General features: G+C 66.4%; 7 protein-coding genes. 3 read left to right on the top strand and 4 right to left on the bottom strand.

Annotated elements, in window-relative coordinates; translation table 11 throughout:
- Window positions 1–331: 331 nt before the first annotated feature.
- From ABKA17_RS36635 to ABKA17_RS36650, 4 genes are all read right to left on the bottom strand, one after another.
- Complete coding sequence (locus ABKA17_RS36635; protein WP_353696687.1) at window positions 332–817, bottom strand: DUF4265 domain-containing protein; 486 nt, start codon at window positions 815–817, stop codon at window positions 332–334.
- Window positions 792–7,727 carry a polymorphic toxin-type HINT domain-containing protein gene (locus ABKA17_RS36640; RefSeq protein WP_353696688.1) on the bottom strand — a complete coding sequence of 2,312 codons (6,936 nt, stop codon included), beginning with the start codon at window positions 7,725–7,727 and terminating at the stop codon, window positions 792–794. Before ABKA17_RS36640 ends, ABKA17_RS36635 begins: the two co-directional genes overlap by 26 nt.
- Before the next feature lie 99 nt (window positions 7,728–7,826).
- Complete coding sequence (locus ABKA17_RS36645) at window positions 7,827–11,468, bottom strand: LamG-like jellyroll fold domain-containing protein (RefSeq protein ID WP_353696689.1); 3,642 nt, start codon at window positions 11,466–11,468, stop codon at window positions 7,827–7,829.
- A gap of 41 nt (window positions 11,469–11,509) precedes the next feature.
- A complete protein-coding gene (locus tag ABKA17_RS36650; RefSeq protein WP_353696690.1) occupies window positions 11,510–12,970 on the bottom strand; it encodes an FG-GAP repeat protein in 1,461 nt (486 codons plus the stop codon).
- A gap of 536 nt (window positions 12,971–13,506) precedes the next feature.
- Here ABKA17_RS36650 and ABKA17_RS36655 point away from each other — a divergent pair.
- The 3 genes from ABKA17_RS36655 to ABKA17_RS36665 all read left to right on the top strand — a co-directional run bounded on the left by ABKA17_RS36655 (window position 13,507) and on the right by ABKA17_RS36665 (window position 17,464).
- Window positions 13,507–15,438, top strand: a complete 1,932-nt coding sequence (locus ABKA17_RS36655; protein WP_353696691.1) for a glycosyltransferase family 2 protein — start codon at window positions 13,507–13,509, stop codon at window positions 15,436–15,438.
- A gap of 174 nt (window positions 15,439–15,612) precedes the next feature.
- The gene (locus tag ABKA17_RS36660; RefSeq protein WP_353696692.1) at window positions 15,613–16,197 is read left to right on the top strand and encodes a Uma2 family endonuclease; all 585 of its coding nucleotides are present in this window, start codon (window positions 15,613–15,615) and stop codon (window positions 16,195–16,197) included.
- A gap of 220 nt (window positions 16,198–16,417) precedes the next feature.
- Window positions 16,418–17,464, top strand: coding sequence for an ABC transporter substrate-binding protein (locus ABKA17_RS36665; protein WP_353696693.1), 1,047 nt, complete (start codon window positions 16,418–16,420; stop codon window positions 17,462–17,464).
- Window positions 17,465–17,497 lie beyond the last annotated feature (33 nt).

The following is a 17,497-nucleotide window of genomic DNA, read 5'->3' on the forward strand; positions in this document are numbered from 1 at the left end:
CCCCACTGGATTGGTGCCTGGATCGAGAAGAGCCATTGCTTGTCGATGGCGCCTTTCGCGCCATTGCAGCATTGCACGGAGCCCTGGACGCCGAGAGCATAGATCGCGTCCTGGCGTTCCTCGAACCACTGGACCCTTATGACGGACTACGCTATTGGGCCGCCGTCGCGGCCGCTCAGTGGCCCGGCGACCGGGTCTGCGCGTTCCTCGAGTCCTGTGCCACAGGCCCCAGGGCGGACGTGGCCGATGCCGCGGCCACGTCCCTGGAGATTCTGAGTCAGAGGACCTAAGGGAGCGTCCCTAATCCGCTGCTCCCCCGGGGTACCCCGAGTCAGGTCGCACCTTGCCACCAGGCAAGAGGATTTCCCTCCTCGTCAAAAACATTGCCGTACTCCCACTCCACGCCGCCTTCGGGAAGCGCACCCAAAAGCGACTCAATCGCGGGGAAACCGACCGTGACGGGAAACGTCAGGACTACCAACGACTCCAGCTCGCCATCGACCCTCCCGCCAATCTCGACCGAGGTATTTTTGAGGGATTCGATTACATCGCGAGCAAGCCCCTTGTGAAACACTTGAACCGCAACATTACCCCCGCGTTCAACTATCTTTGCGGTCTTGTTGCGCTCATCGTACGCGATCACATCGCCAGCTGCGATGCCTCTGAAGAATCCAGGCGATAGACGGACAAGGTAATGACCGTTGCCTATCGACTTGACAGCGACGACTTCATCGGCAGTGGCCCCAAGCTGGGACTCCACTTTGAGTCGAATACCAGCGAATCGGCTACTGCTAATCCCATCTTCCGAATCCGGCACCGCAACCTCCTCTCTCAGCACATGACATCCCTGGACTCGGGGCACCTCGGTTTTGGGCGCTGCTATTGCATGCCGCGCCTTCTATACAAAGGTTCGCCGAATCCAAGTTGCCACCATTAGCCCTGGCCTCGTTGACATGGCCTATCTGAACATTGTCGGGATTTCCGGTTTTCATTCCACAACGCCAGCACTGCAGAGTGCCATCACCTGCTGCCTGAGCATCGGTAATCATGCCATCCCGAATCGAACGACTGACGCTCTTTCTCGCTGTCGGACCGCCACGACTCGCGGCCATCTGAGCCGGCGAAGCAACTTCTCCGTCTCGCAGTACGAAGAGCGGAAGCTGGCAGGCTTGCGGTGCTCCTACGTTGGTGTTGTGAACTAGAACAGGAGTTGAACCCGCCAGCACATAGTACGTGTGAAGATCACTAACGGTGAGGTTGTGGACGGTCGCCGTCAGCACCGTCCAGCGCTCCACCGTGGTGACCTGAACCCGGACGCCAGCGCTCGTGCGCAGCCAATCCCCGCTGTTCAAGTCCGTGGCGTCGACCCATTCTCCGAGCTCGGGTACCCAGAAGGGGTGACCATCGGTCGCAGTGACCGACGCGGTCTTCGTCCCCGTCTTGCCGTCACTGTCGATGGTGATCTTGACAAGGTGCTTCAGACCGGTGCCTTTGATCTCGGCGGTGACCGTTTCGGTCTTGGTCTTACCGGTTTCAGGGTCGGTGGCGAGCACCTCGTCGCCGATGTCGACGTCTTCGATGGCCTTGGTGGTTCCGTCGGCCATCAGTACCTGTGTGTCAGGGAGGAAGCTGTTGCACCCCTCGGCAGCCTCTTCAGCGGCTTCCGCTGCCTTTTGGGTCTTCTTCCAGTCCTTGAAGCCGGCCCATAGCTTCTTGCCGAGACCATAGATGCGCTTACCGAGCGCATAGGCCTTGTCGAGCCGGTACCAGTACTTCGAGGCCAGTCGGCCGAGCGGACCGCCGCTGATGAGCGAGGAGATGATGTTGACGGCAGTCGAACCGCACGAGCCTAGGCTGCCAGTGGTGAAGCAGTCGAGTGCGTCGGTGATGCCGAGTTCGTCGGCGACGATCTGGGCCAGTTCCTTGGCTATGAGGATCGCGCGCTGCTTGGCCGCGGCCGCCTCGGCCTGCGCCTGGCGCTTCTTCACCTCGGCGGCGGAGTCGGAGCCCAGGGCTTGCTCGAGGGTGACGCCGGCGGCCTGTGCGTTGGCCGAGACCCGTACGGGTCCCGGCTCATGGCCGGGGGTGCTGTTCTCGCATTGAGGGCAGGGACGGGTCGGGCAGTCGATCTCGGCGCAGGTGCCGCTGGGGTCGGCGTTGACGACAGGGTTGTTGTTGCCGTACGCGTAGCCATTGATCTGCTGCGGGTTGGTGTAGTTGATGACCGGGTCGGCGGAGAGGAAGCGGCCGGTGTCCGAGTCGTACTCGCGTGCCCCGAGGGTGGTCAGGCCCGTGGACTCCTGGACGGTGCCGCCCACGAAACCCTTGTCGTTCACCCAGCCCGACGTCGAAGACGACGACTCGTCGCGTTCGTTGCCGAACGGATCCGACCTGCGGCGCTGCGTCGTACCCGTCTTCGCGTCGACCGAGAGCTGCGCCGTGCCCTGGTGGTCGGAGGCGAGGAAGTGGACGCCGTCCGCCTCCCGCATCGCGACCGTCGCGCCGCCGAAGCCGTAGTAACGCGTCGTCGTCACCTTCGACGTCGACTTGTCGTAGTGCAGCTCCATGCCGGGCAGGTAGAACGTCTTCTCGGTCGGGGTGTTGCGCAGGATGCGCTCACCTGTCGCGTCGTACTTGTACGACGTGACCGAGCCGTCGGCGTTCGTGACGGTCGTCAGCTCACCCTGCTTGTCCCAGGCAAGCGACTGGGTGTCGCCGGACAGGGCGCGGGTGGCCGTGCTGCCGGAGGCGTTGTAGGTGTAGGTGTCCTTGGAGGTGACCTCCGGGGTGGTGCTGGTCGCCGCCGTCTTCTCCGTCACGGACGAGACCGTGTGCGGGCCGGAGGCCGCGCCGTTGGGACCGGAGCCCTTCTCCCCGTACGCGTACGTACGACTTGAAGTCGCCGCACCGTTCAGGCCGTGCCGGACCTCGCTCGTCCGGTTGTTGAGCGAGTCGTAGCCGTACTCCGTCCAGTACGGAGACGTACCACCGACCGTCGAGGACGACGCACCCGACGCACACGCCGAGTCCGTGCTGCCCGTGCCCTTCGCGTCGTTGGGCGTCACCAACGACGTCCACGTCTCCGACAGCCGCTGCAGACCGTCGTACGCGAAGCACTGCACGTCGCTCGCCGCGCCGGTCGGGGTGTCCGCGATGGAGAGGACGTTGCCGATCGCGTCGTACGTGTAGTTCGCGTCGTACGCCCTCGCCGAGCCGCCCTCGACCGTTACCGACGAGTTGGTGAGGCGGTCCGTGCCGGTCTCGTAGGAATTGGTGATCCACGTCTTGCGCGTCGAGGAGACGCCCGTGTACAGCTCGATCTGCTCCAGGTTCGAGGTCGGGGAGTACGACGCGTCCGTCACATAACTACCGCCGGACAGCGACGTGTTGAGACCCACCGGACGCTGGAGTTCGTCGTACACGAAGCCCAACGCCTCGGCGCTGAGGTCACCCGCCGCCGGCAGGCCCTGGCCCTGCACCGTGCCGTCGTCGTTGTACTGGGTCGTGTACTCGTACGTGCCGCCGAGTTCCGGCTCCGCCGTCTTCGACAGGAAGTACTTCGTGGACACAGGCTTGTAGTCGTTGTCCACGTCGAGCGTCGGGTACGTCACCGACGAGTAGACCGCGCCGTCCTTGTACGTGTAGACCCCGTACAGCTCGCCCTTCACGGCGGTGTCGTACTTGGTCACCGACAGCTTGGTACCGGTCGTCGCCTCGCCCTGCCAGGTCGAGACCGTGCGGCCCAGTTCGTCGTAGACCGTGGACGTCTTGTCGCCGTTGATCGTGGTCGACGCCAGGCGGTCCAGTTCGTCGTACTTGTACGAGGCGGATCCCGTGTCCGGGTCCTTGGCCGTGTCCTTCAGGCCCAGCTGGTTGTAGGTGTACGACCACGCGTTGCCCGTGTCGTCCGTGACCTTCGTCAGGCGGCCCGCGTCGTCGTAGCCGTAGGACGTGGTGACCGCGTCGCCGTCCGTGGGGTACTGGATCTGGGTCGTCGTGCGCTCCCGGGCGTCCGTCACGACCGTGGTCTTCGTGCCGCCCGCGGGAGGCGTGGTCGTGACGCGGTCGCCACCGTACGCGTACGTCGTACGGTGCTGCTCCGTGCCCTGGACCTTGAAGATCGACGCCGTGGTGCGGCCCGCGCCGTCGTACTCCGTGACGGTCTGTCCGTCGAGGTCGGAGTTGAGCGGCTCGAAGAGCGTCGAGGACGGGGTGCCAGTGGTGTAGTAGGTGCCGTTCGTCTTCACCAGGCGCCCGGATCCGTCGTACAGCGTGTCGGCGACCATTCGGCCACCTTCGCCCTCGGTCTGCTCCTGACGAGGCCTCAGGAAGCCGTCGTACAGCGACCATTCACTGCCGTACGACGTCCCGTCGTTCTCGATCTTCTGGGTGTGGATCGCGGTCGGGGCGGTGTTACGGATCAGGTACTCGTACTTGATCGACGCCGTCAGGCCGATCCGGTCCGGGAGCCAGACCGAAGTCAGACGGCCCAGGCCGTCATAGACCAGCTCCGTGCGCTTGCTGTTCTGGTCCACCTTCGCGGACGGCACACCCCACTGCGGGGCGTACTCCGTGGACGTCGTCCAGCCGAGACGGTTGGTTGTCGTCGACTTCGTCGCCAGACCGTAGGTGTCCGTGTACGTCGTCGAGGACGTGTACGTCGACGTCAGCGCCGCCGTCTGCGCGTCCATGACCACCAGCGGACGGCCATAGTCGTCGTACGTGGTCACGGCCGTCGTCTGGTACGTCGCCGTCGTGCCATTGTGCGACTGCAGACGCTTGACCGTGGTCGGGTCGCCCTTCGTCGGAGCCGCGCCCAGGGTCGTCGAAGCGTCGTAGTAGGTCAGGTCGTCGGAGATGACGTCCTTGCTGCGGTCCGGGGTACTCGCGCAGTCGACGCCGACCTTCTCCACGCGCGAGATGTACGAGTACAAATGCAGGCTCGGGTTGTCGGCGTACTCGGTGCGGGTGCACTGGTTGTCGGCGACACCGACCTCGCCGTCGTCGTCCACCCGGACAGGTCGGCCGGTCTCATCGTCGTACGTCGTGGTCGACTTGGTGTGCCGCCAGCCGCCCACGGCGAGTGCGGTGTACGAGTCCGTCGAATCCGTCGCGACATAGCGGGCCTTGCGGGTACCGAAGTCCTCGCTCTGGGTCGCGGTCACTACCGTCCACGGCACCGTCACGGACTTCTGCGTAACGTTCGAGCCGTTGTAGGCGACCGTCTCCAGCTCCCGGCCGGCCTTCCAGTCGGTGTCCTCGTACGAGGTACCGAGGGAATCCGTGACCGTGGCGGAGCGGGAGGCACCGTTCTTGTCGATGTCACCGTCGAGGCCGCGGAAGAAGGTCTGCTCGGTTTTCGTGTTGGAGGCGGAGTCGGTGCCGTCGGAAGTGACGGTCCGGACCGTGCCGTAACCGCGCCAGTCGCTCCACGTGCGGTACTCGTCCTTGGAGATGCCGTCGGCCTTGGTCTTGCGCCAGCCCGCGTCACCCACGTAGGTGTACGACGTGACCTGGTCGGCGTTGCCGCCGGTCAGGTCGGTCTCGACGACCGACTCGACCACGTACTTGTGGAACCAGTCGGTCACCGGGTCCTCGGCTCCGGGCGGGTTCCACTTCACCGGGAAGCAACGCTTGGTGGAGGAGTCCTCCGCCGGGACGTTGGCCGACGTGCACTGCGTGGGCGCGTAGTTGACGCTGAGCGTGCCACCGCTCTCGTTCTTCACCGCCGAGAGGCGGAAGCGGTGGAACGGCTGAAGGTTGTCGCCGGACTCGTCCACACGGTTGGCCAACTGCTGGCCGTACAGCTCGACGGACGGCACGGACACATCAGTGCCGACCTTGCCGGTGTGGTCGATGGCGTTCAGCCACAGGGACTTGGAACCGTCGCCGTTGTCCGTGAAGACGTGGGAGAGGCTCCACTCGTCGACCGCGGAGAACGTCGCGTCACCGGTACGGATCTGCGTGGTGACCTTCGCGAGCATCTTGCGGGTCCAGAACGTGGGCGAGTTCTGGCCCGCGCACTTGGTCTCCGCCTTGCAGTTCTGGTCCCACGGCACGTCCGGCCAGCGGGCGGCCGTGCTGTCGGTGAGGTCGGAGGCCTCACAGTCGGTCAGGTCGCCGATGCAACGCTCGACGGTGGTGAAGACGACCCGGGCGGCCGGCTGGGTGGAGTACACCTTGCCCGCGCGCTGACCGTAGTCGATCCGCTTGAGGTAGCCGCCACGGATGTACGGCTTGCCGTTCTCCGTGGTCTTCAGACCCTGCGTGTAGTAATTCGTCTCCGTGCCGTAGTAGTACGACGTCACGTTGCCGTGCGAGTCGACGACGTGGTCGAGGTTCCAGCGCCAGGCCTGGGTGCAGTAGGCGTCGGCGAACGTGGCGTTGTAGCAGGGCTCCCCGGAGTCGTCGCCGTAGACCGGCTCGGTCCAGGTGGAGTTGGTCTCCTCGTTGCCGCTCGCGTAGCCCGGCAGTCGGTTCTGACCGAAGAAGTACTGGGTGCCGTCGGTGGTCGTGATCTTCCAGTACTCGCCATTGTTGTCACCGTTGGTGGCGCCGGTCAGGTGCTCGACCTTGGAGTTGTTGTCGGAGCTGATCCGCCACTCGCCGGTCTTGGTGTCCTTGATGAGCTGGCCCGAGGTGCCGCCGCTGAGCGAGAGGGTGGCGTTGTCGTACGCCCAGCAGTGGTCCCCGATGGTGTCGTCGTGGCCGTCGTCGGCGCATGCCTTGTAGCTGCGCTCGATATAGCCGGGGTCATAGGAGAAGCCCTGGCCGATCCACGAGCCCTGGTTGTTCGTCGTGGCCGTCTGGCCGTCGATCGTCTGGGAGTTGTAGCTCAGACCGACGCTCGGCTGCGTGCCGCCCGGGACGGGAGGCGTCGTGATCGGGTAGTCCCAGGTGAAAGCGCCCGACGAGGTGTTGACGCCCCACTCGGAGGACAGTGCCAAACCGGTCGCGTTGTAGTCGCCGCCGTCACCACTGCTGCCGGAAGTGGCGGCGACGACGGTGGCGGAGGCGGTGGCCGTCTCGGCATCGAGCAGCTGGGTCGAGGGCCCCGAGGAGTCACCGGCCGCCTGCACGGTCGCGGTGAGCGTCTGCTTCTCCGCGTTGTTCGTGCTCTTCAGGTACGTCGGTGTCGAACAGGCCTTCTTCTCGGGCGTCGTCAGTACACACTCGGGGTACCGCGCGAGCCGGAGCCGGGAACCGTAGCCGCCGCCGTAGGCGTTCGCGAAGTCGGAGTAGTCGAGGGTGACTTGTGCGGCGCCCTTAGCAGACTCGCCATCGGTGCGGCCGACCGTGAACAGGACTCCGTCGATGCCGGCGGCAGCCGTGGCCTTGCGGCCGAGCACCTCGACGCGGACGGAATCGGCGCCCTTGGAGGCGGACTTCGCGGAGAGGGGCAAGCCCTCGGCCTTGGCGGCTGCCTTGCCGGACAGGTCGACCTCGGCGCTGCCGGCCTTCGGCCAGTGCGTCTCGTCGGCCTGCTTGACGGCGGCCTTCTCAGCCTCGTCAGTCTTCTTGAACTTCTTGGCCTTGACGCTCTTGCCGTCGACAGGATCGTTCGCCTGTGTCTTCGGTTTGGTCAGACCTTCGGCGGCCGTGGCCGCGGGGGGCACGTACTGAGGGAGCAGGCCGATCGACAGGGACAGACCCAACAGCAACGCGGCCCGTTTACGGCCGGTGCGCCAGGCCGGTCTTGTCGACCGGAACCAGGGAGGCGAGGACATGACATCTCCATCTGAGTAGAGGGATGGCGACAGGTGAAAAGAGGCAGCCAGACGTGTGGGCGGGCGGCCACGCTGCCGCCCGCCCACACTGTCGGGGTGTTACGCCGAGGTCTCGGTCTCCTCGATGCTGGCGCCGGCCGGCATGACCGCCACCAGCGTCACCAGCGAGGCGTCCAACGGGCCCTGGTACATGCGGACCTCGTCGACCCCGCCGGAGAAGTACTCCCCGGCGGTGGCGCCGGCCAGGTTGCGGCCGACCTGGAGACGCGTGGTGCTGAAGTCCCAGGTGTTGTCCCAGGCGGCATCAGCCACCGCGACCCCGTTGACGTACAGGAGGACGTCGCCGAAGACAGCGTTGTAGACGAGGGTCAGGTGGTCGCCGTCGCCTTCCGAACTCGGCCGGTCACCGGCGTCGAGGATCGTGGTCGTCACCGGCGACGAAGAGTCCGCATCGGTCACCACCAGCTGCCAACGGGCCGCAGCCGCTGAGTACTTCACCCTGATCGCGCTGCCCTTGGTACCGGTCAGCGCCAGCACCGTCTCGTCCGCGGTCGGGCTCGCCGAGGCCAGCCGGGCACGGGTGGTCAGAGTGAAGCTGTCCTCCGCGGAGAGCGGTCCGGTCGCCGCACGGGTGGCGTAGGCGTTCGTGCCGTTGAGCGCCAAGTGACCGTCTCCCCAGAGGGGTTCGGCCGGCGGCACACAGTCGGGGTCGGCCTCGGGGTCGCAGGAGTCGTCCGGCTGATAGATCGCGGCGCCGCCGCCCAAGGTCAGGCCGGTGCCACCGTCCGTCTCCGGGGACAGGCCCGAGGTCGCCTCGTCCAGCTGCCAGTAGGAGAGCTGGTGCGGCTGGATGCCGCCGATCTCCTGGCCCTCTACGGGCGGGACGACACGGTCGTAGAACTTGACGTCGGCAACGCTGCCCTTGAGGGGGGCGGTGTAGCCGTCGAGGTCCAGCCTGCGGCCGACCTGTACGGGGCCGCTCGCGCTCCAGGTGCTGTGCCGGGCCTGGACATCGTTCGCGACGAGGGTGCCATTGACGTACAGCATCATCTTGCGGAGTTCGACGTCGTACACACCGATGAGGTGGGTCCAGCTGTTGATGACGGCCGTCGCGCCGGAGACCTTCCAAGTGCCGAGGGACTCCATGTCGCTGACCGGGATGCGGAAGGTCCAGGACGCGCTGTCCACGTCGTAGCCGAGTTCGAAGCCGGGTTGGCCGGTGCCGTCCTGGCTGACCACGGTCATGTTCGTGGTGGGCTTGGACGGCAGCATCACCCAGGCGCTCACCGAGAAGGTGCCCGCGGTGTCGACGGCGGGTGCGCCCGCGTCCAGGTAGGCGTTGTCGGTGCCGTCGAAGGAGGCCGCGGTGTCGGTCGTGCCAAGCGGGCCCTTGACCCCGAAGTCGACCCCGGAGCCGGCCGTGGCGTCGGGCGCACCGCTCGCACCGGCCGCCTTAGTTGCCCCCTTGGCGTCACCTAGGGTCCAGGCGGCGACCGGTGCGCGGCCGTCGCTGACCAGGAACACATGGGTCGTCGGCGTCTTCTGCGGGTTGCCGGCGCCGTCGATGGCGGTGACGTGCAGGGTGTACGAGCCTTCGCTCGGCGGCATCCAGCGGACTGTCGCCGGACCGCCTGTTGACACTGCGGCCACGATCTTCTTCGTGCTGTCGGCCTGCGGGCCCGTGAAGTAGTACGAGTACCCGGTCACGTCAGTGTCCGGCGAGTCCATCGTGAAGTCGCCGTAGTCGCCGACGCCCGCGTGCCAGGCCTCGTCGTCCGGGTACTCGGTCGAGGTGATCGTGGCCGACTTCGGCCGGTTGGCATCGTAGATGAACTCGCAGCGGGTCTGGTCACCGTCGGTGGACCAGGCGCCGTAGGCGGATTCGTCGACGGTGCCGTCTTTATCGGTGGTGCTGTCCTTACCTCGCACCGCCCAGGCGACCGTGGTGTTCGGCGGGATGGTGAAGCCCGCCTCGCCGTCACCGGAGACTTCCGCGCCGATGGTGTAGTAGAAGGTGGCCTGACCGGTCTGACTGCCCTTGGTCACGCCGACCGTGGTCTTCTTCGGCGTGGTGGCGTAGTGGACGACCTCGGTGCCGGAGCCGTTGGTCCACCAGACCTTGAACTGCGCCTGAAGCGACTCGGTATTGGAGCCAGTGTCGTTGTGGTCGTAGTCCTTGATGACCGCGGTGACGCGGGGTGCCTCGGTGACGTAGTGCTCGGTGGCACTGCCGTACTCACAGGAACCGCCCGGCTTCATCTGCAGGTCGTCCTGGTCAGGTTGGAGCGGCGGCCGGTTGTAGGTGACCTCCAGGTGCGCGTTGCCGCAGAACCGCTTCCAGTACGACGTGTCGGACTCACTGCCCGCCTTCAAGCGGAACGTCGTGGTGTCCCAGCCGTTGTCGGCGGCCTTCTGAACGGTGCTCGTGACGTCGAAGCGGACGTTCTGGTTCGTCGAGGTGCACGAACCGGCGTTGTCCGTCGGCGACTTGGAGCCGATGGTCTCCTTCGACGACGGCTGGTTCGACCAGGTCGTACCGGAGTTGATCGCGCTTGCCCCACTGCTGTTGACCCGGGCCAGCTGCACTTCGCGGGCGGCACTGCTGTACGTGAACACCTGGGTCACGGCGAATTGCGCATCGACGATGTGCTTGTCCTCGAAGCCCGCCGTCGGGATCGCGAAGAACTGCCGCTTGATGTCGGTGGCGGAGGCACAGAGAGCGGACACGTCGGACGGGCACTTGCCCACGCCCTCGTTGTCGCCGAACTTCCAGAAGGAGCTGCCCGCGTAGTACGAGGACACCAGAGCCCAGGCACTGCGGTTGGCGGTCTTGTACACCGGGTCGATGTAGACGGGGTAGACGGTGTCCGCGTCGGTGAGCAGTTCCTGGTCCGGCGTCAGGGTCACGGCGTCGGAGGAGACGTCCACGGCGACGTCGGAGACCTGAGCGCCCTGGGGCGGGGTGACGTCGGCGGTGGGGTCGACGGTGGCCTCCGAGGCGTTGCTCGCCTGGCCTGCGGAGTCCCACATCAGTGGCTGCGGCGCTTCGAAGACCGCGCCGCCGGAGCCGGTGTCGGTGGCGGTCAGCCCGCCGGTGGAGTCCTCCGTCACATCCAACGACGTGGTGTCGACGGGGAGTTCGAGTGAGGTGAGCTCAGGGTTGACCGCCGCTTTCTTGGTCTTGACCACCAGGACGTGCGAGAAGCCTTCGGCGCTCGCGGTGACCTTGAGGTCGACACCGGGCAGGACGTTGGCGTAGGTGGCGGTGGAACCGTCCAGCTTCGGCTTCGGCAGCTCGCCGGGCCAGTCGAGGGACAGGGCGCGCCCGTCTTTCTCGATCGACGCGAACGTCGGGTCGCCGCCACCCGAGAAGGACATGGTGGACAGGGCGGCCTTCGGCGCGATCGTGCCGTTCTTCTGCTTGACCAGGGTGGTGTCGATGTCCGTCCACTCGCCGTTCTTGCGGGTGCGGACGGGCTGGACATACTCGCTGACCGTGAAGGTGCCGTCGGGGTTGGCGACGGTGGTGCTGCGCTCGTCACGCAGGCTGAGGATCTCGACCGGCTTGCCGGACTTCGCCGCCTTGGCCTGGGCGGCGGTCGGGGAGAGCGCCGGAGAGGCTGTGTCCGTCGTGACCTCTGCCACGGCGGGTGTGGACACGACACTCAGACCGGGGGTGAGAAGGGCCGCGACGACGACGGCGACGACGGAGCCGCGTCGCACTGAGGTGCCGGATTTCATGGAGATGTGCCCTCTTCTTCTACTGCTTCTCGGCTCAGCGCTCATCGCGTGGCCCCGAGCGCCGCGCCCGCGTCGGGCAGTCCGCCGGATCCAGGCCGGTAGGTGGTGGCCCCGGTGCTGGTCGTGCCGTCGACGTCGGTCCAGGGCTGGACGTAGAGAACGCCCTTGGACGTGGCCGATTCCTTGCTGTAAGGCACGCCCACATAGAGGTAGGTGGATCCGGCGTTCAGGGCGAGGCCTGTGTAGTCGCGCGCCGTCGCCGTGCCGGGCAGGCCCGAGCCTCGGGTGAGGACCTTGTCGTTCGTGCCGATTGCCGTATCGAGCGGCCGGAAGATGTGGACGGCCCCCGCATCCTTGGCCGTCCCCGTGTCCTTGCCGGGTTCACCAACCGCGAGACGGACCGTGGCCGTGGTGGTCACGACGCTGGTGTCGGTGTTGGTGATCGCGACGCGCTGACCCATGAAGTCACCAGCGACGGCATCGCCCTCGAGGTCAGGGGTGCTGCCGTCCATCGCCGTGACCTGGGTGTACGCACCGGACGGCTGGACGCGAACCACCGCGACGCCGCCGGCGTCCGCCAGCGTTCCGACGTCCTCGCCGGGCATCCCGATGGCGAGCAGTACGTCGGAGTTGTACGTCTGGTCGCTCGGCCGATAACCGGTCATGGAGATCGAGGTGCCGAAACCGTCGTTGGCCTCCGGCGCACCGGCGATTCCGGTGCTGTCCTGATCCAAGCCCAGGAGCGGTGTAGGTATGCCGCCGGAGAGGGTGTGGCTGAACACCTGGACACCCCCGGCGAACTCCTGGTCGCCGATGCTCTCCCCCGGGCTGCCGACGGCGAAGTAGCGGTTGGTCCCGGCTAGCGAGGAGCCGAAACGGTCGTTGGCCTCGACCGTGCCCGTCACTCCGGTGGAGTTCTGGGAGACGCCGATCCTGGTACCGCCCTGGGCATACTCGATGAGCCCGGCGCCGATGTACGTCGTTCCGTCAACCGCGATGTTCTCTCCGGGGACGCCGACGACCAGGTACGGCGCGTTGCTCGCGGTCGCACCGGCCTTCAGCGCATAGCCGAACCAGTCGTAGGCCTCGGTCGTGCTGACCGAGTTGAACTCGCCCTGGGTGTAGCCCTCGATCGTGGAGCCGGCACCGATTCCGGTGGCGGTGCCGTGGACGACGTAGATCGCTCCGGCATCCACGAGTTGCGTGCCGCCGCTGGCGACGTCCTCGTACGGTGCGCCGACGACCAGGTCGGCGCAGCCGTCCTGGTCGGCGTCGTAGACGGCGTAGGAGGTACCGAAACCGTCACCGGCCTCCGCAGTCGCAGCCATTCCCGAGGTGGCCTGGGAGATCTCGGAGACCCCCTTGCCGCCGCCGAGCACGATGCGCACCAGCCCGGCCTTCTTGGCGCCATTCACCGGGGCATCCGGGTCCGCGAGCACCGTGTCGCCCAAGCCGTCGCCGTTGAAGTCGTTCGCCGTACCCGCCGTGCATGTGGCCGCCACGGCCTGTGGTGACGTAAGCGTCAGGCCCCCTGTAGCGGCCAGGAGCAGGCCGGTCAATGCGGCCAACCTCCCGACCAAATGTGTACGCGCGCACACTCCACCCCTTTTTCCCCTTTGGGTCCGCCCACGTTAGGACGCCCCCATGAATGACGTAAGAGGAGACTAAATACGAGTTAAATAAACACCGTCAATACCTATAGGAAAATTGGCACACCCGGCATTTGCGCAGACCGTGGCGATCCTTGCGTTACCTGCAGCAACCAGGGAGAAGCGGAGCGTTGCCCTAAATTCGCCACACAAGTGATCAATTCAGTCACCAAAGAACCCATATCGGTCACCACTTCACGAAACATTCACATGACCGGTGCGTGAGGGCCGTGATACCTTCATGAGACAACTAGGTGCGTCCATGTAAAAGTCGGGCGCTCATTTTGATTTTCCAGGAATGCACTGTCGCGATTATTTACGCGCCTCTAATTGCTCATTGCTCAGCAACCGGTCCGTCAGCGCGCGGGCGGCCAGGTAAGGTCCATGGAATGCCGAGAATCAAGGTCAGCGTGATCGTCCCCGTCTACAACACGGGCAAGTACGTGGACGAGTGCGCCCCGTCGCTGCTCGGGCAGAGCCTGCCAGCCGACGAGTACGAAGTGATCTATGTCGACGACGGGTCGACGGACGACACGCTGGGCCGCTTGGAGAAGATCGCCGCCGCGCACCCGAACGTCCAGGTGCACACCCGGCCGAACTCAGGCTGGCCGGGCGCCCCGCGCAACCACGGGATGCGTCATGCCACGGGCGAGTACATCCAGTTCGTCGACCATGACGACACGCTCGGGCCGGAGGCTCTGGAACGGCTGTATGAGCACGCGAAGCGGAACGACGCGGACGTCGTGATCGGCAAGATGTCCAGCACGATGGTGCGGCCCCGGCGGCTGTTCCGGCACACCGTGGACGCCTGCACGATCGAGAACGACGAGCTCATGCAGAGCATGTCACCGCACAAGATGTTCCGGCGGGCCTTCGTCGAGAAGCACGGGCTGCAGTTCCCGGAAGGGCCCTGGATCCTGGAGGATCTGCTCTTCGTCAGCGCCGCCTACCTCAAGGCGGAGCGGATCTCGATCCTCGCCAACTACCCCGCCTATTACTGGATGAAGCGGGATGACGGCGGAAACAACACCCAACACCGCTTCAACCCACGACACGGCTTCTGGCCCAACGCCCGCACCATCGTCCGCCAGATCAAGGACGGGACCACTCCCTCCAATGACATCGACGGGCTCCAGAACCGGCTGCTCCACCGCCTCTACCACATCGAGATCCTTTCCCGGGCGCGTGAGCCCGAGATCCTCCGCGAGGATCCGGTCGAGCAGCGACAGCGGTTCGAGGCGGCCCGGGAGATGGCGACTACGGAGTTCCCGGCGGCCGTACGGGAGGGCCTGCCCGCGATCTCCCGGCTGCGCGCCGAGCTCCTCGAACGCGGCGACTTCGACGGCGCCGTCGCCCTCGCCGAGCGTGTCCGCGGCGTCAAGGCCCGGAGTCGGATCGGTGGACTTCGCTGGGAAGGCGGCAGTCTCGTCGCCGACGTCACGCTGGACCTGCTTCGCGGGGACGGCGAGCCCCTTGTCCTCGTCGAACGAGACGGCAAGCAGTGGCTCGACCCGGAGCTGCTGGACGGCGTGCCAGGCATCGAGGACGGCTGGGAGGTTTCCGACCCCTTCCGGCTGGCGTACGGGGAACTGGTCGTCAAGGACCGGGACCGTGAGGACTGGTGGTACCCGGAGGGGGACCTGGAGGTGCGGCTAGAGGCACTCGAGGAGGGGCGGTCGCAGGTGATCGCCGCCGGGCGGCTGCGGCTGGACCCGGAGCGCCTCGCCGGTGGCCGGCCGTTGCAGCGCGGCGTGCACGACGTGTGGGCGTACATCCAGCTACTGGGCGTTGAGCGGATGCTCCGCGTGACCGGCGAAGCCGAGCCCGGCGCCCCGGCGGCCGCCGGCCCGGCACTGACCGGCGGCCGACTCGCGATCCCGTACTGGACGATCAAGGGCCAGCTCGCCCTCGACATCGACCAGCGGCAGCGCGAGCTCGGGCCCGACACGGACGGTCTCGCCGGAGCGAACCCCGAGCGCGCCCGACGCTCGCTCGGGCTCCCTTACATGACCGCGACGGACGGAGCCCCGCTGCCCGTCGAGGTCACCGTCGCCACCGTGAAAGTCGAGGCCAAGCTGCTCCCCGGCGCCGACGGCACTGCACGGCTGCGACTGCCCGCAACCCTCAAGAAACTCCCCGACGGACGCCACCCGGTCACCCTCCCGAAGGCGGAGACCCCGGTCGCGTACGCCGTCGTCCGTGACGGTGGCCTGCTGCGGCTGGAGGGGCCGGCGTATGAGGCAGACAGGGGCCGTCGGTTCCTCGATGCGGTCGGGGACAACCGTCAGGTGCGGCGCGTGCGGGGACAGCTAGGCAGGTAGGACGACGGGCTCAGCGCCCGCGGGTGGGCTGCTTGCAACCCGCCCGGGAACCTTACGGTGCACAGGCCGCTCGTAAGCGACTGGCGGATACCTTGAGGCGCCGCCTCTCACCCGCGCACACTGCACCATCGCAATCACCCGACCACTCTGCGAAGCCATCAGTACGCTTTGGGCATGGACTACGCGAAGATGCGCGCGATCGCCGAGGAACTCGGGGCTCACGCTGAGCGTCTTGAGGGAGCCTGGAGCGTCGAGATCGGCCCGTCGGGTCCGATACTGGCCATGATGTGCCCCTCGAAGCGGCACGAGGGCACCGTGCGCCGCATCCGCAACCAGCTCAACAAACAGCTCCCCTCCACGCACCCCGGCTACATCTGCGAGAACGGCCCCGAGATCGAGCACCCGGCGATCGGCCGCATGCGCCGCCCCGACGCCGTCGTCATCCCGGAGCACGTACTCGACGAAGAAGGCCTCGCCGTCGACGCCACGGAAGTCCTGGCCGCCATCGAGATCGTCTCCCCGTCCAACCCGAACAACGACTACGGCGACAAGCTCACCGACTACCCCGCCATGGGCATCGCCCACTACCTGATCGTCGACCCCCGCACCGGCACGATCGAGGTGCACTCGGAGCCTTGCAAGGGCCGCTACAGCAGCAAGGAACCGTACATCTTCGGGGACTCGGTGCCGTTCGGCCCATGGACGGTGGAGACGGCGGACTTCCGGCGCTACGGCAAGGCGGGAAGCGGCGGCGCCTGACGGAGCGAGTGAGGGGCGAGAACGGGCACGCCGTGCCGTCACCCAACACGCATTGATTTAAAAGGAGTTGGGTCACCCAAACCTCGACAGACCACGCCACAGGGCTCCCACAGCTTTCAATCAAAGGCACCCTCACCCCTGGACAAGATCTGAGGTTAGGCTAACCTACGTTCGAACTTGTCCGGCGGGCGCTCCGCCCCGTTCGAAAGCAGCCACACACATGTCCAATGCCAGAGCCACCCACCTCACCCGCCGTGGCATCCTCGCCGCGGGCGGCGCCCTCGGCCTCGGTGCCGTGCTCGCGGCCTGCGGCGACGACGACGCGAAAAGCGGTGGCTCTGACAAGGAGACGACCGCCGCGAAGTCGGGCCCCTGGACCTTCAAGGACGACCGCGGCACCGAGGTCAAGCTCGACAAGACCCCCGCGAACATCGTCGCGTTCACCGGTGTCGCCGCCGCGCTGTACGACTACGGCATCTCCGTGAAGGGCGTCTTCGGCCCGACCAAGACCGCCGACGGCAAGGCCGACGTCCAGGCCGGCGACATGGACATCTCCAAGGTCGAGATCCTCGGCAACGTGTGGGACCAGTTCAACGTCGAGAAGTACGCCGCGCTCGCCCCGGACGTCCTCATCACCACGATGTTCGACGACGCCGGCACCCTCTGGTACGTCCCCGCCGCCTCCGCCGAGAAGATCGCCAAGCTCGCCCCGAGCGTCGGCATCTCCGTCTACGACCGCCAGATCACCGAGCCGCTCCAGCGCATGTGGGAGCTCGCTCAGTCCCTGGGCGCCGACATGAAGGCCGCGTCCGTCACCGACGCGAAGAAGAAGTTCGAGGCCGCCGCGACCCGGCTGCGCGCCGCGGCGAAGGCGAAGCCCGAGATCAAGGTGCTGGCCGGTTCCGCCAGCCAGGACATCTTCTACGTCTCCGGCACCAACCTCTCCATCGACCTGGAGTACTTCAAGGCCCTCGGCGTGAACTTCGTCGAGCCCTCGGAGAAGGCCAAGGCGAAGGGCGGTGGTTGGTACGAGTCGCTCAGCTGGGAGAACGTCGACAAGTACAAGGCCGACATCATCATGATGGACGACCGCTCCTCGACGATCCAGCCGGCCGACATCACCGAGGCCACGTGGAAGAAGCTGCCCGCGGTCAAGGCCGGGCAGGTCATCTCGCGTTCGCCCGAGCCGATCCTGTCGTACGACAAGTGCACGCCGCTGCTCGAGACGCTCGCCGAGGCGCTCGAGAACGCGAAGAAGGTCAGCTGACCCACAGGGGAACTGCGGGGCTGTAGCTGGTCG

Origin of the sequence: Streptomyces sp. RG80, from assembly GCF_040446465.1 — a bacterium.
Classification (GTDB): Bacteria; Actinomycetota; Actinomycetes; order Streptomycetales; family Streptomycetaceae; genus Streptomyces.

What these genes read in the sequence shown, in the direction of transcription:
- ABKA17_RS36640 (WP_353696688.1), bottom strand. Translation starts at nt 7,727, where the DNA reads ATGTCCTCGCCTCCCTGGTTCCGGTCGACAAGACCGGCCTGGCGCACC.
- ABKA17_RS36645 (WP_353696689.1), bottom strand. Translation starts at nt 11,468, where the DNA reads ATGAAATCCGGCACCTCAGTGCGACGCGGCTCCGTCGTCGCCGTCGTC.
- ABKA17_RS36655 (WP_353696691.1), top strand. Translation starts at nt 13,507, where the DNA reads ATGCCGAGAATCAAGGTCAGCGTGATCGTCCCCGTCTACAACACGGGC.
- ABKA17_RS36660 (WP_353696692.1), top strand. Translation starts at nt 15,613, where the DNA reads ATGGACTACGCGAAGATGCGCGCGATCGCCGAGGAACTCGGGGCTCAC.
- ABKA17_RS36665 (WP_353696693.1), top strand. Translation starts at nt 16,418, where the DNA reads ATGTCCAATGCCAGAGCCACCCACCTCACCCGCCGTGGCATCCTCGCC.